This is a genomic window from Chryseobacterium sp. UF-290 (assembly GCF_058245615.1).
In genome coordinates, this window is record NZ_JBSICB010000005.1 from 215,963 (window position 1) to 237,095 (window position 21,133).

Here is a 21,133-nt window from a genome sequence, read left to right on the forward strand (position 1 = left end):
ATTCTGTCAACTATCAACCAACAACCATCAACTAATTTTAGTTGTATTTAGAAGCTAAATCGTTAGCTGCCTGCTTAAGAACACCTGTAATATCGTTATCGATCTTTCCAGCCTTAATTGCAGCCATTGTATCAGGATGCTTAGATCTCAGGAACTCGATGTATTCGTGTTGGAATTCTTTAATCTTGTTCAATGGAACATTTCTCAATAAGTTCTCAGTACCGGCATAGATCATAGCAACCTGGCTGTCTACCGGAAGCGGAGAGTTAACCGGCTGCTTAAGAAGCTCCACGTTTCTTTCCCCTTTAGAGATTACTGCTAAAGTAGAAGCATCAAGATCAGAACCGAACTTAGCAAATGCTTCCAATTCTTTATATTGAGCCTGGTCTAACTTAAGTGTACCAGATACTTTTTTCATTGATTTGATCTGAGCGTTACCTCCTACCCTTGATACGGAGATCCCTACGTTGATCGCAGGACGAACCCCTGAGTTGAACAGATCAGACTCCAAGAAGATCTGTCCGTCTGTAATAGAGATTACGTTTGTTGGGATATATGCAGAAACGTCACCCGCCTGAGTTTCGATGATCGGAAGAGCAGTTAATGAACCACCACCTTTTACGATTGGCTTAAGAGACTCCGGCAAGTCATTCATCTGACTCGCAATATTATCATCAGCAATTATTTTTGCTGCTCTTTCCAATAGTCTTGAGTGAAGGTAGAAAACGTCTCCAGGATAAGCTTCACGGCCCGGTGGTCTTCTTAATAGAAGAGAAAGCTCACGGTAAGCAACAGCTTGTTTAGATAAATCATCATAAACAATAAGCGCCGGTCTACCAGAGTCTCTGAAGAACTCACCGATAGCAGCTCCTGCCATCGCAGAGTATACCTGCATTGGAACAGGATCTGATGCGTTAGCCGCAACGATTACAGTATAAGCTAAAGCTCCTTTATCAGAAAGAGTTTTAACGATTTGTGCTACGGTAGAAGCTTTCTGCCCGATAGCTACATATATACAATATACTGGCTGACCAGCATCAAAGAATTCTTTTTGGTTGATGATCGTATCGATCGCAACAGTAGTTTTACCTGTCTGTCTGTCACCGATGATAAGCTCTCTCTGACCTCTTCCTACAGGGATCATAGAGTCGATCGCAACGATACCTGACTGTAATGGTTCAGTTACCGGTTGTCTGTAGATAACTCCAGGAGCTTTTCTTTCTAGTGGCATTTCATATAAATCCCCAGTAATAGGACCTTTACCATCGATAGGATTACCAAGAGTATCCACTACTCTTCCTAACATTCCTTCTCCTACTTTGATAGAAGAGATTCTGTTAGTTCTTCTTACTGTATCACCTTCTTTTACTAATTTACTTTCACCAAGTAGAGCAACACCTACGTTGTCTTCTTCAAGGTTAAGTACAATACCTTCTACATCACTAGAAAATTTCACCAACTCTCCGTATTGTACGTTTTCTAACCCGTATACACGAGCAATACCATCACCGATGGTTAAAACTGTACCTACTTCCTCAACGTTTGATTGAGTATCGAAGTTGGCCAATTGCTGTTTTAAGATCGCAGATACTTCTGCCGGATTTATTTCTGCCATTGTATGGTTGTTTTTCTTAATTTAATTGAAAATCTTTTTTAACTTGGTTCAGTTTTGTCTTCACAGACGCATCGATCTGCTGGTCTCCCACTCTTAGAATGTATCCTCCAAGAATTTCAGGTTTTACGTTTACTTTTAAATCAAAATTTGAATCAGACTTTACAAGATTGGTAGATCTTAAAATCTGATCAATATTCTCTTTTGAAAGCGGAGTTGCTGTAGTAAGCGTGACTCTCTGTACACCACTTAGATCTTCTACTTTGTTGATAAATTCCTGAGCGATATTCTTCAACTGGTTTTCACGTCCGTGCTTGATGACCAATCTGATCAGGTTCTGGGAAGAAGCTGATAAACCTTTGAAAATTTCATTTGCTACTTCTATTTTCTTTTTAGAATCAATGTAAGGGGTAAGGAAGAACTTGTTTAAATCTTTGGATTCGGCCATTACCTTTACTACATCTTTCATTTCAGAAAATACAGTAGCCGTCTGACCTGATTCATTCGTAAAATCAAGTAAACCTTGTGCGTATCTTTTAGCTACTTTAGATGTAAGCATTCTTAGTTAAGGTTTGATTTGTTTAAATAATTTTGAACTAATTCGTTTTGAGCTTCAGTGTTATCTAGCTTTTGCTTTAAGATAGACTCTGCAATGTTTACAGATAAAGTACCGATCTGAGTTTTAATATCTGCCATAGCAGCATTTTTCTCAGCTGTGATCGTCTGTTTAGCAGCTTCAATTAATTTGTCTCCTTCAGCTTTAGCAACATCTTTGGCTTCCCCTACGATTCTGTCTTTGATTTCTCTGGCTTCTTTAAGGATAGCATCTCTTTCGATTTTAGCTTCACGAATGATTCTTTCGTTATCCTCTTTTAAAGTTTCCATTTCTTTTCTAGCTAATTTGGCTTGATTAAGAGCGTCAACAATAGATGTTTCTCTGTCATTGATAGACTTTAAAATAGGTTTCCAAGCGAATTTACCTAACAAAAATAATAATGCTAGAAAAATAACAGACTGGATAATAAATAATCCTGATGAAAACTGATGAATTAATTCCATTATATAAATGTATAAATAATTATTACTTTTTTAAAGAATCATTACCTGCAACCAACCGTTGCAGATAATGATTTGATTTTAATTAGTTTACTGCGAATAGAGCAGCAAACGCAACACCTTCTACAAGTGCAGCTGCGATAAGCATAGCTGTTTGGATCTTTCCAGATTGTTCAGGTTGTCTAGCGATAGCTTCAAGAGCAGCAGCTCCGATTTTACCAAGACCGATACCTACACCTAGTACTACGATACCAGCACCTACAATTTTAGGGATTTCCATAATATATAATTTTAAAAAATTTGTTTAAAATAATGTTCTAATCTGATTAGTGAGCAGCATGGTGTTCATGTTCATGCTCCTGTACTGCCATTCCTATAAATAAAGCTGATAACATGGTAAAAATATAGGCTTGCAGGAATGCTACTAATACTTCCAATAAATAAATTACTAATGTCAAGAACGGGAATGCTACACCTGCAACAAAATTCTTAAATACATAAATCAGTCCGATCAAACTCATTACTACGATGTGACCTGCAGTCATGTTGGCAAAAAGTCGGATCATCAACGCGAACGGCTTAGTGATTGTCCCCAGCAATTCAATAGGAAGCATGATCAATTTCATTGGCACAGGTACTCCCGGCATCCAGAAGATATGTTTCCAATAGTCTTTATTTGCAGAGAATGTAGTAATTAAATAAGTAAGGATAGCCAGAAAGAATGTCATTGTAATATTCCCTGTAACATTGATTCCGAAAGGCATTAATCCTAAAACATTAAGGAAAAGAATAAAGAAGAACACAGTTAATAAATAACCGATAAATCTCTTATATTTATGTCCGATGTTTGGAATAGCGATTTCATCTCTAACGAAAATCACCAATGGCTCTAAAAATCTTGCAGCACCACTTGGAACCGGAGATTTTTTATAAGACTTAGCCATTCCGGTAAACAATATAAACATGAAGACCGACACTAGGATAATAATAAGTACACTTTTCGTAATTGAAAGATCTAACACTTTCTCAGCAGTAGGGTGCCCCGCCTCATCCATTGGCAATGTTCCAGCCGCGTCAGTTTTGTAAATCTTTTCATGGTGTAACTTATAGTAAGAACCATCCACTTCCGTTGGCTCACCATGCATAAACCCTTCCTTATTACTCATGAAAGCATGAAATCCGTTATCATAGAAAATAACAGGAAGAGGAAACCCGATGTGATGACCGTCTTTGTCAACCATCAATGTGAAATCATGTGCATCCAATAAGTGATGATCGATGAATTCTTTGTTTTCTTTACTTACTTTGTCTTTCTCTGAAAGCTCTTGAGCAGGAGCCGCTCCAGCAGTAGCCTCGCCGTGCTGTGCAGACACCAAGTTTAATACAAAAATACTGTAGAATAAAACTGCGAATTTCTTAAACATTGATAGGTTTTTTTCGTTGTGCAAAAATATAATATTTTTTCTAGTTTCAATAAATAATTTTACTGTTTTTTATCATGATTAATCAGCTTGATCGCATAGTATGTAAGCAGCGTTGTCAGGACAAAATATGGAATAATAAAATGAAATTTATATCCGGGAATTGCTTCAAAGTTCAATTTTTTTCTGATTAAATACATCAAACCGAATTTTAGAAGGATCAATCCGATCACAGACAATCCTAAAAACTCAGGAGCAATCTTATTGATTAAAATAATTAAAGTAATCATCATCATGAACATAATGCTTAAAAAAAGATAAAACTTGATGAGCAGAATTTCATCCAGGTGAAAAACAAATTTCCAAAGGGAAAAATGCACCAGAAATGTCAGGAAGAATAAAATGACAACAATAATATTAGGACTGATTTTCATTCTTAATTTTAATTGATCGCAAAAATAGACTTTTTCTATTGTATTACACTATGATTTGATATATATCATTTTTCTTATATATAATATTATAATATATTACGTATCCGAACACTTTGGATATCCTAAAAATTCCTTATTTTTGCAAACCTATAATTTACAATAAATATGTTTAATAGTTTACAGGATAAATTAGACAAGGCATTACACAATATTTCCGGAAGAGGAAAAATTACTGAAATCAATGTGGCGGAAACCGTAAAAGAGATCCGCAGAGCATTGGTAGATGCCGACGTTAACTATAAAGTTGCAAAAGATCTTACTAAAAGAGTTCAGGATAAAGCTTTAGGGCAAAACGTTCTTACTTCCCTGACTCCAGGGCAGCTAATGACGAAAATCGTTCATGACGAACTTGTGGATCTGATGGGAGGTTCCCAGGAAGGAATCAACCTTTCAGGAAAACCATCTGTAATTCTTATTGCAGGTCTTCAGGGTTCAGGTAAAACGACTTTCTCAGGAAAGCTAGCTAATTATCTACAGACAAAAAGAAATAAAAAACCTTTATTGGTAGCGTGTGACGTTTACCGTCCTGCTGCGATCGATCAGCTGAAAGTATTGGGAGGGCAGATCAATGTCCCTGTATATACTGAAGAAGGGGCTACCAACCCATCTACCATTGCTGAAAATGCAATCAATTTTGCAAAAGCCAACAACCATGATGTAGTGATTGTGGATACAGCAGGCCGTTTAGCGATCGATGAGCATATGATGAACGAAATTAAATCCGTACATTATTTCATCAAGCCACAGGAAACACTTTTCGTAGTAGACTCCATGACCGGTCAGGATGCTGTGAATACAGCAAAAGCATTCAACGAAGCATTGAACTTCGATGGGGTTGTATTGACCAAATTAGATGGTGATACAAGAGGGGGTGCTGCATTAACGATCCGTTCTGTTGTTGAAAAACCGATCAAATTTATCTCTACAGGAGAGAAAATGGAAGCTTTGGATCTTTTCTATCCGGAAAGGATGGCAGACAGAATCCTGGGAATGGGAGACGTTGTTTCCTTGGTAGAAAGAGCTCAGGAACAGTTTGACGAAGAAGAAGCTAAAAAGCTTCACAAAAAAATCGCTAAAAATGAATTCGGTTTTGATGATTTCCTGAAGCAGATCAACCAGATCAAGAAAATGGGTAATATGAAAGACCTTATGGGAATGATCCCCGGGGTTGGAAAAGCAATTAAAGATGTAGAGATCAGTGATGATGCTTTCAAGCATATTGAAGCTATTATTTATTCCATGACTCCAGAGGAAAGAAGAAAGCCTTCTATCATCAATACTCAGAGAAAGAACAGAATTGCGAAAGGAGCTGGAAGAAAGATCGAGGATGTAAACCAGCTGATGAAACAATTCGATCAGATGGGTAAAATGATGAAGATGATGCAGGGGCCCCAAGGAAAGCAAATGATGCAGATGATGAGCAAAATGCCGAATATGCCCGGAATGGGTGGAATGTTCGGAAAATAGTATAAGAACAATCATTCATAAAAAAACTCTCAGAAATTTCTGAGAGTTTTTTGTTTTATCTTAGCTGTTTATTTAAACTTATACCCTATTCCAAGCTGGAAGAAATTCATTTTCAGCTTTTCACCGTCCACAGGATTTTTGATCATATTGGTAAGACCGAAGCTATAACGGGCATCTATAAATAAGCCTTTATAAACGTTATAATCCGCTCCGAAGAACAACCCGAAATCTGTAGATTTTAAAGAATCATTCAAAAACTTTTCCACATATCTTTCTCCTTCTCTGATTCCTGCAGGATTTACCATACCGGCATTCTGGCCGCTCATTTCAAATTTCACTTTATTATTCGTTTTAAAGCTTACATACGGACCCGCATAGATTCCCAATTCCGGGGTTGCGTAATATCTTGCAGATACAGGAATTACAATCCTATTGAGATTCATTTTTTCAGTGACTGTAATACCAGGTAACGAGACTTCTGCTTTTCCTCCTAAATTAGCATATTCCACTTCTCCCTGAACAGCAAACTTGTTATTGAATTTATGCTCAACCAAACCTCCGATATAAAACCCTGATTTGGATTTTAAACCTCCTTCAATGCCTCCAAACTCAACATCATTTTCATTAGAATTCAGTTTTGACAGAGCGTAACCTGCCTTTACCCCGAACGTAGTTTGCGCATTTACCCCTGCAAATAAAGCGATTGCAGACGCCAATAAGATTTTTTTCATGATTATTAATTTATACTTAAATAGTTTAGGTTAAAAAGCTCTGAAATAGCTCCCAGGACCTATTTCTATACTTTATTTATATTTATTATTTTGCAAATATATATTTAACTCCGAAAGTTACAGAAGTTAAGCTAATTCCGAATTTGTAGTTATCCGCTCTCCTGGCACCGTCAATGTCTCTTTTGTAAGTATTGTATCCGAACTCTCCTATTGTAGCTTCAATTGACCAGTTTTTATTTAAGAAGTAATCTAAACCTGGCTTGACATTAACTCCAACATTTGTGTAATTATTTTCTCTTGAAAAATTAGCGGCAAGCAGAGGATCTCCAGTGAAAACTTCACTGTTTAAATCCACTTTTTCTTTACCAAACTCCAATGGAACCTGTAGTTGCCCGAAGATGTATAACTTATCTGATAAAGTCCAGTATTTTCTTACAAACGGAGATACTACAAATGCATTGTCTGTATCTTTAATATCTACCCTATCACCGCCGGCAGCATTTCCTATCTTATACTTGGTAACAGCATTTTTATATCCTATACCCAACCCTACTGCCAGATTTGTACTAACGAAATATCCAGCCGTAGGAAGGATTCTGATAATATCATCCTTTCTTTTAGTTTCAAATTCATTCTTTTCGTTGTGATAATACCCTGCCTGACCGGAAACATAAGAAGTTCCTTTTGCAATCTGTGCGTCTGACAAACCGAAAAGTGCAACAGCACCTGCTAATAATGTTTTTTTCATGATTATTATATGTATGTTTTAAGACTTAAGCTAAAAAAGCCCTGAGAAACTTCTCAAGGCTCTATTATTATACGCTTTGTTTATTATTTTGCAAATACATATTTAACTCCGAAAGTTACAGAAGATAAATTCAAACCGAATTTATAATCGTTTACTCTCTTTGCTCCGTCTACATTTACTTTGTTTGTATTGTAACCAAACTCACCGAAAGTAGCTTCGATAGACCAGTTTTTGTTTAGGAAATAATCTAAACCTGGCTTGATATTCACACCGATTGAAGTGTAACTATCTTTAGTTGAAGTTGAAGAAGAAGTTACCGTAGAACCATTTGTTACAGTAGATTCTTTTTCAGACTTGTACTGACCGAATTCCATAGGAACTTCTAATTGACCGAAGATATACAATTTATCAGCTAGAGTCCAGTATTTTCTTACGAATGGAGCAACAACGAAAGCAGAAGTTGTATTCTTATTTTCGTTAACAAAAGTTCCACCTCCGATAGCATCGCCTTCAGCGGTTACTTTAGTATTATCATTTTTATAACCTACACCTAAACCTACAGCTAGGTTAGTGTTTACAAAATAACCTACAGTTGGAAGAACTTTGAAGCTCTCTACTTTTGTATCATTATTATTATTTTCGTTTTGAGAATAACCTAATTGTCCTGATAGATATGAAGTTCCTTTAGCAATCTGAGCGTTTGATAAACCGAAAAGTGCAACAGCACCCGCTAATAATATTTTTTTCATTTTAAAAAATTTTAATACTTTCTGAGGGCAAATTTACAGTGGTAGTCACTAATATTAAAATTTGTTAATGTGATTAATATCATTAGTGAAATTTAGGGTTTTACAAAAATAAATCATAATAAAGGGAAGTCTTTGAGTTTTTCACAATATTATGAATAAATAAATTACAAATTATTAACCAGAGCCCAATATACTTAACTTTTTAAATTTATCAATTTTTCTTCAAAACATCATAAATCCAGGAAAACCGGAAATAACAGTCCATTTAAAATGTTAATTTTTAAGTTATTAACTCTTAAAATTTAAACAAACGTTTATAATTCAGCAGGTTTTCTATCCTGTGAAAGGCTACCTTTGGAATAAATTAAAAAATTTTGTTAAAATACCGCTATCCTTATTAATATATACCAACAAAAACTCCGGCCTATCGGCCGGAGTCCTGTTATTTTTCAATGGTCCTTATTTAATAAAGAAGTTATACCCTAAGTTTACAGCTCCTACATTCCAGCTGTAGCTTCCCCATCCTGGCAGGTCACGCTTGTTGCTGATGGATTGGTACCCGATGTACAGCTCTCCTTTAGACATCTGATATCCAAATTTAGGCTGTGCATAGAAACCGCCGTCCATCCCATCCTTTGTAGAGATTCCGTATCCAAGGTCTAATCCTACAAAGATAGGCGCTCCGTTAAATTTATATTTACCGGAAACGGCTACCGGAATAAATCCGAAATCATCAAAATGATCTTTTCCGAAAAAGTGGGAATACCCAGTTGTTACCCCAAGGTCAAGACCTTTGGTAATATTCCACATATAAGCAGCATCCACTCCTAATGTAAATGAAGATACATCACTTGCATCAGATACCGGAACACCGATATGTCCACCAATTTTAAAACCTTCCTGTGCCTGAGCAGCACCTCCTAAAAGTGCAAAAGCACCTAGTAATAATAGTTTTTTCATTTTTTTAGTAGCTTTAAATTACGGGGCAAAGGTACTAATTATTTTTCACCGTAAAAGCAAATTGTAAGCATCATGTTCTTTACAGCAAAAAAGCAGAACAAAATTGTCCTGCTTTTATATTATTCCTGTATAAAATTTTCAGAATTAGTTTCCTCCGAATTTGAAACCTACACCAATCTGAGCAAAGCTATTTTTTACCGTACCTCCACTGTTGTCATTAGACAGGTTTGATACTCCTAAGCTGTATCTTGCATCAAAGAAAAGTCCGTTTTCCAAAGCATATTCAACCCCTAAGAAAGGAGCAAGGTTTAATGATTTGACATCTTTTTTAATATCTACTTCACCCCCTTCACCTTCTATTTCTACATCAAGAAAGTCTGAACCTACTACAGTTTTTTGTTTAGCGGTAAGAATGATTCCAAAATTAAGACCTGCTGCTACAGAGAAACCTTCTGTAATAAAGTACTTTGCGGAAACCGGCACCAAAAGGGTTCCAAAAGTAACTTTAGTCTGCTCACCAAAATACAATCCTCCTGCATTTACCCCATCAATCTTTTCTTTGGCTCCAAGCGGAGAATACAAAACCTCCCCCTGAAGGGCAAAGTTATCATTAAGCTTGTATTCAGCCATCCCTCCAATATAGAATGTATATTTAGGATCCATTTTTCTTCCGTCAAGATCATCCTGCTTGTCATCTAATTTAATAGTAGACATCGCAAAACCTGCTTTTGGACCAAATCGAAATTCTTGTGCACTTGCAGAAATTCCCATAACAGCGACCGCTGCAACAAGTAAAAGTTTTTTCATTGTTAATTAGTTTTTAAGTTTAAGGCTGCAAAACTAATTATTTTTTTCAAATTAACAAATTTTATTAATTAATTGTAAGGTTAATAAAAGGTTAACGGAATCTTTTACTTTCTGAAATCAGTCATTTCTCAATCTCTTTTCCTCATCGTTGTAAGCAAGAATGATCTTCTTCACAACAGGGTGTCTTACCACATCTTCTTCTGTAAGATGTACGAAACCGATTTCATTCACTCCTTTCAGAATCCTCATTGCTTCCTTCAGTCCGGATTGCTGGTTTTTCGGAAGGTCGATCTGGCTTGGATCTCCTGTAATAATGAACTTGGCATTCATCCCCATCCTGGTCAGGAACATTTTCATCTGGGCATGAGTCGTATTCTGCGCTTCATCAAGGATTACAAAAGCATCATCAAGGGTACGTCCTCTCATAAAAGCAAGAGGAGCCACCTCTATGACCTTTTTCTCCATAAAGCCTTCCAGCTTTTCATGAGGAATCATATCACGAAGCGCATCATATAAAGGCTGTAAATAAGGATCCAGCTTTTCTTTAAGGTCTCCCGGTAAAAAACCAAGGCTCTCCCCTGCTTCTACAGCAGGTCTTGTCAGAATGATCCTTTTTACCTCTTTATCTCTCAATGCTCTTGCTGCCAACGCTACACTGGTATATGTCTTTCCCGTTCCCGCAGGGCCTATGGCGAAGACCATATCCTTTTTCTCCGTTTCCTTTACCAGCTTTTTAAGATTGGTGGTCTTGGCTTTGATCACTTTTCCATTGACTCCTTTTACAATAATATCCTGGTCAAAGATCAGCTGTTTCTCATTTTCGTCTTTAATATTCAGGATATTTTCGACATCTTTCAGCCCGATTGAGTTATTTTTAGAGATAAATTTTACAATATCATCCAGTTTTTGCTTCAGTATATCCAGGACTTCCTGATTTCCCATGGCAAAGATAAAATGATCTCTTCCTGTAATTTTAAGGGTTGGAAAGCTTGATTTTATTAAGTTGAAATATTGGTTATTAACTCCATAGAAGATTTTTGCGTCAGTATCTTCCAAATCATATGTTAATTCAAACATGCAGTATTTTTATTTTTTAGATTTTAAAATTAAAGCTTTTTTTCAAATTTATATCAAATTCTTTTCAACAATCTTTCGGGCATTCTTTTTATTTTAAATAACTTTGCAATACTACACTATTCTATAAATTGCTCATGTCAATTATTACCCTTACTTCGGATTTCGGAAATTTAGATTACAGAGTTGCTGCTGTGAAAGGCAAAATTCTGTCTCTAAATCCTGAGGTTAATATTATTGATATAACCCACGATATCCAGGCTTTCAACCTTATACAGACCTCGTATATTGTAAGAAATGCTTATAAATATTTTCCTAAAGGAAGCATTCACATCCTTTCGGTAGACAGTTTTTACAACAAATCAAGAAAAAATATTCTTTACAAAGCAGACGGATCTTACTTTCTGGCAGCAGACAACGGTCTTCTGAGTCTCATATTTTTTGACATCAAACCAGAGGCGATCTATGAGCTCACCCTGAACAACCGCTTTGACGATATCATCAACTTTACTTCTACAGATATTTTTGTTCCCGCAGCGGTACATCTTGCCAATGGCGGGCTTCCTGAAGTGATAGGAAGAAAGATCAGCACGGCGAAACAGCTGATGTTCCCGAGACCGGTCTATAATGAATCGGAAGGAATGATCATTGGTGAAGTCACCTACATTGATAATTTCGGAAATATAATATCAAATATCAACAAAGATTTTTTCGAAAACATAAGTAAAGGATACAACGGTTTTACCATAAAATTCAGGAATCTGAGTCTTTCCAGAATATTTTCCAGCCATACGGAAGTCGTTTCCGACTGGGAAAGGGAGACCGAATTCCATGGGCAGTCGGCCGCAATCTTCAATGACAGTCAGTTATTGGAGCTTACCATCTATAAAGGAAGTAAGAAAAACGGAGCTAAAAGCCTGTTTGGATTGAATGTAGGCGAAAATATCTATATTGAATTCAGCTAAAATTATATATTTCATAAAAAAACCGATTTTTTTTATATATTTGTCAAAATCTAAAAATCAAAAATGGCAGAATACAAACTATTGCTTCCTTCCATGGGAGAAGGTGTTATGGAAGCGACAATTATCACTTGGTTATTCAATGAAGGTGATAACGTAAAAGAGGATGACTCCGTAGTAGAAATTGCAACAGATAAAGTAGATTCAGACGTACCGACACCAGTTTCGGGGAAAATCGTAAAAATTTTAAAGCAAAAAGATGAAGTTGCAAAAGTAGGCGAAGCCATTGCGATTTTAGAAATTGAGGGAGAAGTTACAGCTTCTGAGGAAGTAAAAACTGAAGTACCGGCTGCAGCGCCTGATGCTGAGACCTTAAAAACAATTGAGCAGCCTTTACAAACTGCTGCTGCTTCAAATACAGAGTTTTCAGGAGATCTTTATTTATCTCCGCTTGTAAAATCAATCGCACAACAGGAAAATATTTCCGAAGCTGAACTTAAATCCATCAAAGGAAGCGGTCTGGAAGGAAGAATTACCAAAGAAGATATATTAGCATACGTTGCTAACAGAGGAAACCAGCCAGCTCCACAAGCTGCTCCGGTACAGGCAACCTCTACTCCACAGCCTGCAGTGTCTGCTCCGGCAGCTACTGTTCCGGTAAGTGCAGGTGATGAGATCATTCCAATGGACAGAATGAGAAAGATCATCGCTGAAAACATGGTGAAAGCAAAACAAATTGCTCCACACGTAACTTCATTCATCGAAACAGACGTCACCAACGTTGTAAAATGGAGAAATAAAAATAAAGCGATCTTCGAAAAACGTGAAGGTGAAAAGCTTACTTTCATGCCGATCTTCGTAAAAGCGGTCGTAAAAGCGATCCAGGATTTCCCAATGATCAATGTTTCTGTAAATGGTGAAAATATCATCAAAAAGAAAAACATCAATATCGGTATGGCCACTGCCCTGCCAGACGGAAACCTTATCGTTCCTGTTATCAAAAATGCTGACCAGCTATCTCTTTCAGGGCTTGCAAAAGCGATCAACGACTTAGCTTACAGAGCAAGAAACAAGAAATTACGACCTGAAGATACTCAGGGAGCAACCTATACTATTTCTAACGTAGGAAGCTTCGGAAACCTTATGGGAACACCGATCATTCCTCAGCCTCAGGTTGCTATTCTGGCGATCGGAGCTATCGTTAAGAAGCCTGCTGTTCTTGAGACCAAAGATGGTGATGTGATTGCGATCAGAAATCTGATGTTCATGTCTCACTCTTATGATCACAGAGTGGTGGACGGTTCTTTAGGAGGAATGATGCTGAAGCATGTTCACGATTACCTTGAAAACTGGGATCTGAACACAGAAATATAAGTAATTCCTGAAAGATTTAAACTGAAAACCAAATTTCAACCTACCCCCAAACAGACATCACCATGAAAAACGCAACTTTAATTGCAATAATTTCGTTAAGTGTAATCATTCTTATTGATCTTATTCAGATTGTTACCAGTTTTTTTGAAGTCTACTCTATGGAGCTGTATCGTGTGTTTGGTATTCTTAATCTTCTTGGTTTTATTGGAATTCTGCAGTTTTTTGTTAAATTGTACAACAAACAAAAAGAATGAATCCCGAATTTAGAGAACTCTTTGAAATAAAACAGGATGACAAAGAAAATAATCTGCCTGCGCATGAAGATGTAAAGAAACATATTATCATACGTCTCGCAGTATTTATTCTGGGCTCTATCGTTTTTTTCATCGGAATGAGTCAGGCAAAAGGCTGGGATGCATTAGGCTGGCTTTTCTTTATGATGATTTTCCATGCAGTCTGGCTTCTTTTTATTATTATCGAAGCTGTGATTCTTCAAGGCAATGGAAAGTCTAAACTGAGGAATGTGAATTTAATTTTCACCGGAGTTCTTTTATTAATTTATGGCATAGGAGCCGCCCTGCTATTCGGAGGGACTTAAAAAATATAAAGCAGAAAGCTTCCCAACCGGGAAGCTTTTTTGTTTTCCATGAAAGGCCGGACCTTTTTATTGAGTGAACTTTCAGTTAAAATTCATATCCTGAGATTTTGTTTTATTATAACGCAAATTATGACACCATAAACTTAAAACTGTACCAGAATTCCAAAAAGCAGTTGTCAATTTTCAATTTTAGGTTTCCAACTTTGAACTTAAAATTGTAATTTCATCCCACAAAAGAGACAAATGCTGAAATTTTTTACTTTTATACGGGAAGCTCTTAAAAAATCTTTCGATAATATCCGGAACGAACAGCTGAAAAACAATCTGCTTCAGGCTATCCCTTTCTGGATCGGATCAGTGATTACCGGTTTTTTTGCTGTAATGTATGCACAGATATTTGCCTGGGGTGAAAATCTCATGAACTTTATCTTTGACTGGCATGCATGGATGATTTTCATTATTGCTCCTGTAGGTTTTGTATTGTCCTGGTGGCTGGTAAAAGAATTTGCTCCCAATGCCAAAGGAAGTGGTATTCCGCAAGTAATGGCCGCTGTAGAACTTGCTAATCCTAAAGAACATAAAAAAATCAGGAGTCTCTTAAGTCTTAAGATCATTTTTTTCAAAATTCTCTCTTCAGTCATTCTGGTTATTGGTGGTGGTGCCGTAGGCCGTGAAGGCCCTACCATTCAAATTGCCGGTTCTGTTTTTAGGAAAATCAACGAATATCTTCCTGAATGGTGGCCAAAGATTTCCAAGAAGAACATGATTATGACAGGAGCCGCAGCCGGGCTTGCCGCAGCATTTAATACCCCATTGGGAGGAATTGTTTTTGCGGTAGAGGAACTTTCAAAGACCCATATCAATTACTTTAAAACGGCTTTATTCACAGCAGTTATTATTGCAGGGTTAACCGCCCAGACACTGGCCGGATCTTATTTATATCTGGGGTATCCCAAAACGCATGATGTTTCTTTGATGGTCATGTTTCCAATCATATTTGTTGCAGGGATTGCAGGGATACTGGCCAGCCAGCTTTCTGTAATCATGCTTAGGATCAATAGCTGGAAAAAGAAGAAATTGAAAACAGATAAGGCTAATGTAATCTTTTTAGTGATCTGCGCTTTATTCATTGCTTCAATAGCTTATTTTATCAACAGGGAAATCCTGGGCTCCGGTAAAGAAATTATGGAACGTGTCCTTTTTACAAAAGACAAACATGAAGACTGGTATGTTCCTGTTTTAAGGATGCTGGGACCAGCGCTGGCCTTTACTTCCGGTGGTGCCGGCGGAATTTTTGCTCCTGCCCTGACAGCCGGTGCAAGTATAGGATCTGTGATATCAGGAGCTATTCACTTAACTCCCAACGAAACGAACGTTGTTATTCTTGCCGGAATGGTTGCTTTTCTTACAGGAATTACCAGAGCTCCGTTTACCTCTGCAATTATTGTTTTGGAGATGACAGACAGACATTCCCTGATATTCCATCTTATGTTGGCGGGAATGGTCTCTTCTATAGTTTCTATTTTGGTCAGCCGCCATTCCCTATATGATGTACTAAAAGTAAACTTTCTATCAGAACTCAGAAAAGATTAATATTTCATAAAAAAAAATACATATTACAACACAAAAATCCTAAAATTTGAATTTTTATATAATTTTTATTATATTTGGGTTAAACCAAAAAAAATATTTATTATGCAAAAAAAATTACTTCATTTAGGATTAGTAATGTTACCATTCCTTGGCTTCGGGCAAGTGGTTCTTACTGAAAACTTCAATGCAGCCACTCTTCCGGCAACCTGGACAGTACAACAAACCAATGCCAACGAATCCTGGGAAACCGCAACCCTTGCATCAGGAGCAACCGTTGCAGCAGTAAATTATGACGCTACTCTTGGCCAGCAAAATGAATGGCTTATCTCACCATCTGTGAGCCTGGCCAATGCCGCTTATTATTATTTAAAATTCAAAGTAGGATTAAGTGAGTATTGGGCGATTAGTCCCAATAATAACTATGACGCTTTTGTGAAAATTTCAACCGATAACGGTGTCACCTGGACACAATTATGGACTGAAACAAATTTAACGTCAATTCTTTCTAATTTCGGATTGAATGCTGTTTCTCTCGACATAAGCGCTTACAAAAACACCCCTAATGTAAAGATCGCTTTCCAATATGTAGGCTCAGACGGTGCAGCTTTATATATTGATGACGTATCAATAGAAGGCTCTTCTACGCAGCAGCTGAACTATTGCGGCCCTCTGGACTTTGTTGACTTCTTTGGAGATCAGGGTGACGAACCGATCACATTAGTAAATTTTGCAGGAATCAACAATATTACCGACAACGAGCCTTATATTGGAAATTCTCATGAATTTTTCCTTGATCAGACAGCCACCGTTACTCAGGGACAATCTTACAATATTACCCTAAAAGGAAACACGGGAGGAGATTATGAAAACAGGTTCGCTGTATTTATCGACTGGAATCAGAACGGTATCTTAAATGATGAAGGAGAAGTTTATCAGGTTACTCAAACTATTGAAGATTCTGATGGTACAGATGCTGTTCAGGCAGTACAGGCCATTGCCGTTCCTTCTACTGCATTGACCGGGAACACGAGAATGAGAGTAAAAAAGATCTACGGTACAGCTAGTCTTACAGACCCTTGTGCTGGCTCAGATTACGGACAGGCGGAAGACTATACGGTAAATGTAGTTGCAGCTCCTCTCGCTGTCACTGAAGCCCATACAAAGAATTCATCATTTAAAGCATATCCGAATCCTGTACACGATATTTTAAATATTGATTCTCAGGCAAAAGTAAAATCCATCAGTATCATTGACTTATCCGGCAAAACGGTTCTCAGCTCTGAAATCAATCAGAATCAATTTAACATCAATTTATCCAGGTTATCTTCAGGAGCCTATATCTTAAGTGCTCAGACAGAAAACGGCCTGCAATCTGTAAAAGTGATTAAAAAATAATCTTTATAAACAATAAATAAATTGGAAGCCCTGCCATGCAGGGCTTTTTTATTAAATAAAATTTTCAAAACATTGCATATTATAAATAAAATACATAATTTTGCACCTCGAAATAATTAACAAATTCATTTAACATTATGAACAATTACGAAACTGTTTTCATTTTAACTCCCGTTCTATCTGATGCACAGGTGGAGGAAGCAGTGAAAAAATTTGAGGATCTTATCAAAGAAAAGAACTGCGAAATCGTTGCTAAAGAAAACTGGGGATTAAAAAAACTAGCTTACCCAATCCAATTGAAAAAGAATGGGTTCTATACTTTAATCGAATTTAAAGGAGAAGGTACTGTAGTTGCTGACTTAGAATTAGCATTCAAACGTGACGAAAGAGTAATCCGTTACCTTACTACAAAACTTGACAAACACGCTGTTGAGTACGCTGTAACTAGAAGAGCTAAAGTAAAATCAGCTAAAGCTTAATTATTAACCCTATTTTTTAAAAAAGACAAGACATGGCAATAGATGAAATGGCTAAACAAGCCTCAGCTGGAGGAGAATCAGAAGTAAAATTCCTTACTCCGCTTGATATCAATACAAAATCTGAAAAGAAATATTGTAGATTCAAAAAATACGGAATTAAGCACGTTGACTATAAAGATGCTGATTTCTTATTACAATTCGTAAACGAGCAAGGTAAAATTTTACCAAGAAGATACACCGGAACTTCTTTAAAATACCAAAGAAAAGTTTCTGCTGCTATCAAAAGAGCAAGACACCTTGCATTACTACCATACGTAGCTGACTTATTGAAATAAGACAAAAAAATAAATAAAAGAAGAGGGCAACCTCTTCTTTTGTTGCTGAATAATACTAATTTAATTCTAACTTGATTTTAGATTTCAGATCTTAGATTTCAGATAGCGGACATTGTCTCACCTCTTATTTCTAATTTCTAACCTCTAAAGTCTAAAAAAGGACAACAACAATGGAAATTATCCTAAAAAAAGACGTAGAAAACTTAGGACTTGAGTTTGATACAGTAAACGTAAAGCCAGGTTATGCTAGAAACTTCTTAATTCCTCAGGGAATTGCTCTTTTAGCTACTCCTAAAAACAAAGCTGCTTTAGAAGCTACATTAGAAGCCAGAAAAGAAGAAGAAGCTAAATTGGTTGCTGCCGCTAACGCTGTAGTTGAGCAATTGAAGAAAACAGTTATCACTATTCCTGCAAAAGTAGGTGCTGGTGATAAGCTATTCGGATCTATCAACAATGCTGATCTATCTGCTGCTTTAGAAAAAGCTGGTGTTTCTGTAGAGAAAAAATATATCAAAATTCCTGGTAATACGATCAAGAGAACCGGTAAATTTGCCGCTCTTATCAGACTTCACAGAAATGTTGAGTACAACTACGAATTCGATATCGTTTCTGACGCTCCGGTTGAAGCTGCTCCAGCTCCAGCTAAAAAAGAGGAAGCTAAATCTGAAGAAGCTTAATAAGCGACTGAGAATTTCTCAAAATATAGAAAGAACCACTTCAATTTTATTGAGGTGGTTTTTTTGTGGCTGGGAGATGTGAGATAAAAAGAGCCAAGAATCAAGAATCAAGAGCCAGGATATATTTGTAAAAAGGTTCCATTTTCTGTCTTTGATTAATGTCCATTTGAAGCTCATTATTCGTTATAAACTCCCCCACCTTTTTGCAAAACAAAAGAGAAAGATAATGTGAGAATTAGCTGAAGTAATTTGTATGGTATAAGCTCTTTGCAGCTCCGAATCTCATAATTACTGCGTATCATCCAAAGCTCTTCCTCAATTTTACCTGTCTCCTCTTAATTTCTGCTGATACTCCGTCGGTGCTACTCCGATTACCTTTTTGAAAATATTACTGAAAGAAGACAGGCTGTTATAACCTACCATCATGGCGATCTCGTACATATTGTACTTTCCTTCCAGCATCAGTTCAAGAGAACGTGTAATTCTTAAAGCTCTCAGAAAACGAACGTAATTCATCCCTAAAATCTCCTTAAACTTTCGGGAAAGGGTTCTGGTACTCATTCCGAATTCTTTTGCTGTAGACTCTATAGTAAGAGGCTTTTCAAGGTTAGCATGAATGTATCTCGCAATCTTCAGCAAGGTTTCGTCTTTGGGAAAAGGGTGCTGTACAGGAAATGCCAGCTTTTTATCTCTTTTCTCCGGTAAAATGCCTTTCAGAGCTTTAAGAAAATAATATTTAGATCCATCATTTTTTGTGATTTTCCCATCCCATTCTTTAGTATATAAAATCATCTCACGAAGCAGATTATTGACAGAATAAATATTAATTTCATCAAAAAAGCCATTTTCATCTTCTTCTTTCTTAAAATAAAAATTATAGAGATCTACTTTCGGGCTGGTCGAGAAAATATAATGCGGTGTTCCCGCAGGAATCCACATAAAGCACCTTGCCGGAAGATACCAGTGCTTCAGATCAGTAAATACATGCACAATACCACCCTCAGCATATACTAACTGCGCTGAACTGTGATAATGGATTTCCGTTGTAATATTCCCTGTAAGGACATGATAAATATAAAACTCTGCATCATTCTCCTCTACGGCTTTAAAATGGCTGTCATTCATAGCCTAAAGATAAGAAGAATTTTCAGATTGGCGTAAATGAGCAAATATTTTTCTGTTTTCACAAATAGGGTCCTTTATGGATCGTCGTAACTTTGCCGTATCAAAATCATTTTAGCAAAAATCCTTTAATTAATTTATGAATATGACATTTAACGCATGCAGATATCTGCGCATTGCGTTGTGCTTATTATTGAGCAATTTTTTACATTCACAGATGGTAGATTACCGGCACCTCGGCTTACAGCAGGCTATAGAGTCAGGGTTAAAGAACAACAAAAACATACAAATCAGTCATCTGAAACAGGAAATGTCAGCGACCCAAGAGAAAAATCTCAAAATGGAAAAGCTTCCGGACATTGAATTTCATACAAGCTATATGCAGGTGACTAATCTTTATCAGCATCAGGATGGTGTTTTCAATAAAGCTACCCAATACGATGCAATCAACGGAATGTATGATTTTACATTATCCGCTTCTATTCCGGTGTATATGGGTGGAAAAATCAAGAACACAGAAAAGAAAGCCGCTATTGACACTGAAATAGCATCGCTGAGAACCCATCTGGATGAAAGACAACTTAAGATGGAAATCATCACCGCATTTTTACAGATCCATCATTTAAAAGAACAGCAAAGCCTTATCAATGACAAAATGAAAGAGGATTCTGTAAACATCAAACAGGTAAAAGCTCTGAAAGCGAATGGCGTAGTAACAGTGAATGAAGTACTGAGAACTTCTTTGCAGCTCTCTAATCATAAAATGAGCTGGACGGAGCTGGATAATGATATACAGATTGCGGAACATCAGCTGAAAACCCTCCTCTCCCTTCCGGAAGACCAGGAAATGCATGCAGATACGGAAGACCTGATCTCTGACAAAGCAGCAATTCCCTACATTGACGAACTTATGGAAACCGCTTTAAACAAAAATGAATCCGTTGAGATCACCCATAAGAATCTGTCCTTAAAAGAACTGGACCGGAAAATCACCAAAGCAAATTATTTACCCAGGATTACAGCCGGCGGTGAATATTTTCTAAAGTATCCGAATATGATGTTCTTCCCACCGGAACCTTATGCTTATCGTCTGGGAATGATCGGAATGAACCTGACCTATCCTATCGAAAACCTGTATAAAAATAAATACAAAATGCAGGAAGCAAAGGAAAATATTGATCTCGCCAGACTTCAGATCGAAGAAAATGAGGAAAAGATCAGACATAGTGTATATGAAGCTTATAAAAAATTCGAAGAAACTGACCAGAAAGTTAGAATTGCAGAGGAAGCGATCGATCAGGCTAAAGAAAATTACCGTATTGTAAGAACAAAATATGCGAATAAGCTGAGTCTCATCACTGAACTGATCGATGCTGACAATACTTATCTGGAAGCTGAATCCAACCTTATTTCCGTGAAAATCAACAGACAACTAAAATATTACCAACTTCAATATACGATTGGAAACTTATAAAAGCT

Annotated in this window: 23 protein-coding genes; 10 read left to right on the forward strand and 13 right to left on the reverse strand. The window is 36.9% G+C overall.

Annotated features, from left to right (window positions below; translation table 11 throughout):
- Nucleotides 1-37 precede the first annotated feature (37 nt).
- The 6 genes from atpA to AC4IF5_RS08110 form a co-directional block, all read right to left on the reverse strand.
- Entirely contained in the window at nt 38-1,615 is a 1,578-nt protein-coding gene (atpA, locus tag AC4IF5_RS08085) for a F0F1 ATP synthase subunit alpha (protein WP_490733377.1), read from the reverse strand.
- A gap of 16 nt (nt 1,616-1,631) precedes the next feature.
- Nucleotides 1,632-2,171: an ATP synthase F1 subunit delta gene (gene atpH, locus AC4IF5_RS08090; protein ID WP_490733379.1), complete on the reverse strand. Its 540-nt coding sequence runs from the start codon at nt 2,169-2,171 to the stop codon at nt 1,632-1,634.
- 2 nt (nt 2,172-2,173) lie between these two features.
- A complete protein-coding gene (locus tag AC4IF5_RS08095; RefSeq protein ID WP_490733381.1) occupies nt 2,174-2,671 on the reverse strand; it encodes a F0F1 ATP synthase subunit B in 498 nt (165 codons plus the stop codon).
- 82 nt (nt 2,672-2,753) lie between these two features.
- Complete coding sequence (atpE, locus tag AC4IF5_RS08100; protein WP_002979108.1) at nt 2,754-2,948, reverse strand: ATP synthase F0 subunit C; 195 nt, start codon at nt 2,946-2,948, stop codon at nt 2,754-2,756.
- A 46-nt stretch (nt 2,949-2,994) separates the two neighbouring features.
- The gene (atpB, locus tag AC4IF5_RS08105) at nt 2,995-4,092 is read right to left on the reverse strand and encodes a F0F1 ATP synthase subunit A (RefSeq protein ID WP_490733385.1); all 1,098 of its coding nucleotides are present in this window, start codon (nt 4,090-4,092) and stop codon (nt 2,995-2,997) included.
- A gap of 59 nt (nt 4,093-4,151) precedes the next feature.
- Entirely contained in the window at nt 4,152-4,523 is a 372-nt protein-coding gene (locus AC4IF5_RS08110) for a hypothetical protein (protein WP_490733387.1), read from the reverse strand.
- A 165-nt stretch (nt 4,524-4,688) separates the two neighbouring features.
- Here AC4IF5_RS08110 and ffh point away from each other — a divergent pair, with 165 nt between their 5' ends.
- Nucleotides 4,689-6,050 carry a signal recognition particle protein gene (gene ffh, locus AC4IF5_RS08115; RefSeq protein WP_490733389.1) on the forward strand — a complete coding sequence of 454 codons (1,362 nt, stop codon included), beginning with the start codon at nt 4,689-4,691 and terminating at the stop codon, nt 6,048-6,050.
- A gap of 68 nt (nt 6,051-6,118) precedes the next feature.
- Here the strand turns inward: ffh and AC4IF5_RS08120 are convergent, their stop codons facing one another.
- From AC4IF5_RS08120 to AC4IF5_RS08145, 6 genes are all read right to left on the reverse strand, one after another.
- Entirely contained in the window at nt 6,119-6,781 is a 663-nt protein-coding gene (locus AC4IF5_RS08120; protein ID WP_490733391.1) for a porin family protein, read from the reverse strand.
- Between the two features lie 85 nt (nt 6,782-6,866).
- The gene (locus AC4IF5_RS08125) at nt 6,867-7,529 is read right to left on the reverse strand and encodes an outer membrane beta-barrel protein (protein ID WP_490733393.1); all 663 of its coding nucleotides are present in this window, start codon (nt 7,527-7,529) and stop codon (nt 6,867-6,869) included.
- An 83-nt stretch (nt 7,530-7,612) separates the two neighbouring features.
- Nucleotides 7,613-8,278, reverse strand: coding sequence for an outer membrane beta-barrel protein (locus AC4IF5_RS08130; protein ID WP_490733395.1), 666 nt, complete (start codon nt 8,276-8,278; stop codon nt 7,613-7,615).
- A gap of 459 nt (nt 8,279-8,737) precedes the next feature.
- Nucleotides 8,738-9,238 (reverse strand): hypothetical protein, encoded by a 501-nt coding sequence (locus AC4IF5_RS08135; RefSeq protein WP_490733396.1) that lies wholly within the window; start codon nt 9,236-9,238, stop codon nt 8,738-8,740.
- 144 nt (nt 9,239-9,382) lie between these two features.
- Nucleotides 9,383-10,045, reverse strand: coding sequence for a porin family protein (locus AC4IF5_RS08140; RefSeq protein WP_490733398.1), 663 nt, complete (start codon nt 10,043-10,045; stop codon nt 9,383-9,385).
- 117 nt (nt 10,046-10,162) lie between these two features.
- A complete protein-coding gene (locus AC4IF5_RS08145; protein WP_490733400.1) occupies nt 10,163-11,122 on the reverse strand; it encodes a PhoH family protein in 960 nt (319 codons plus the stop codon).
- A 134-nt stretch (nt 11,123-11,256) separates the two neighbouring features.
- Here AC4IF5_RS08145 and AC4IF5_RS08150 point away from each other — a divergent pair, with 134 nt between their 5' ends.
- The 8 genes from AC4IF5_RS08150 to rplI all read left to right on the forward strand — a co-directional run bounded on the left by AC4IF5_RS08150 (nt 11,257) and on the right by rplI (nt 18,532).
- The gene (locus AC4IF5_RS08150; RefSeq protein ID WP_490733402.1) at nt 11,257-12,084 is read left to right on the forward strand and encodes an SAM hydrolase/SAM-dependent halogenase family protein; all 828 of its coding nucleotides are present in this window, start codon (nt 11,257-11,259) and stop codon (nt 12,082-12,084) included.
- A 63-nt stretch (nt 12,085-12,147) separates the two neighbouring features.
- The gene (locus AC4IF5_RS08155; protein WP_490733404.1) at nt 12,148-13,455 is read left to right on the forward strand and encodes a dihydrolipoamide acetyltransferase family protein; all 1,308 of its coding nucleotides are present in this window, start codon (nt 12,148-12,150) and stop codon (nt 13,453-13,455) included.
- A gap of 250 nt (nt 13,456-13,705) precedes the next feature.
- Complete coding sequence (locus tag AC4IF5_RS08160; protein ID WP_490733406.1) at nt 13,706-14,053, forward strand: hypothetical protein; 348 nt, start codon at nt 13,706-13,708, stop codon at nt 14,051-14,053.
- A gap of 243 nt (nt 14,054-14,296) precedes the next feature.
- Nucleotides 14,297-15,646: a chloride channel protein gene (locus AC4IF5_RS08165; protein ID WP_490733408.1), complete on the forward strand. Its 1,350-nt coding sequence runs from the start codon at nt 14,297-14,299 to the stop codon at nt 15,644-15,646.
- A 102-nt stretch (nt 15,647-15,748) separates the two neighbouring features.
- On the forward strand, nt 15,749-17,041 hold the full coding sequence (locus AC4IF5_RS08170; RefSeq protein WP_490733410.1) for a T9SS type A sorting domain-containing protein: 1,293 nt from the start codon (nt 15,749-15,751) through the stop codon (nt 17,039-17,041).
- A 137-nt stretch (nt 17,042-17,178) separates the two neighbouring features.
- Nucleotides 17,179-17,520, forward strand: coding sequence for a 30S ribosomal protein S6 (gene rpsF / locus AC4IF5_RS08175; RefSeq protein WP_490733412.1), 342 nt, complete (start codon nt 17,179-17,181; stop codon nt 17,518-17,520).
- A 32-nt stretch (nt 17,521-17,552) separates the two neighbouring features.
- The gene (gene rpsR, locus AC4IF5_RS08180) at nt 17,553-17,855 is read left to right on the forward strand and encodes a 30S ribosomal protein S18 (RefSeq protein ID WP_002979091.1); all 303 of its coding nucleotides are present in this window, start codon (nt 17,553-17,555) and stop codon (nt 17,853-17,855) included.
- Between the two features lie 170 nt (nt 17,856-18,025).
- On the forward strand, nt 18,026-18,532 hold the full coding sequence (gene rplI / locus AC4IF5_RS08185) for a 50S ribosomal protein L9 (protein WP_490733415.1): 507 nt from the start codon (nt 18,026-18,028) through the stop codon (nt 18,530-18,532).
- Nucleotides 18,533-18,853: 321 nt separating this feature from the next.
- Here the strand turns inward: rplI and AC4IF5_RS08190 are convergent, their stop codons facing one another.
- A complete protein-coding gene (locus tag AC4IF5_RS08190; protein WP_490733416.1) occupies nt 18,854-19,657 on the reverse strand; it encodes a helix-turn-helix domain-containing protein in 804 nt (267 codons plus the stop codon).
- 136 nt (nt 19,658-19,793) lie between these two features.
- Between AC4IF5_RS08190 and AC4IF5_RS08195 the strand changes: the two genes are divergently transcribed.
- Nucleotides 19,794-21,128 (forward strand): TolC family protein, encoded by a 1,335-nt coding sequence (locus AC4IF5_RS08195; RefSeq protein WP_490733418.1) that lies wholly within the window; start codon nt 19,794-19,796, stop codon nt 21,126-21,128.
- Nucleotides 21,129-21,133 lie beyond the last annotated feature (5 nt).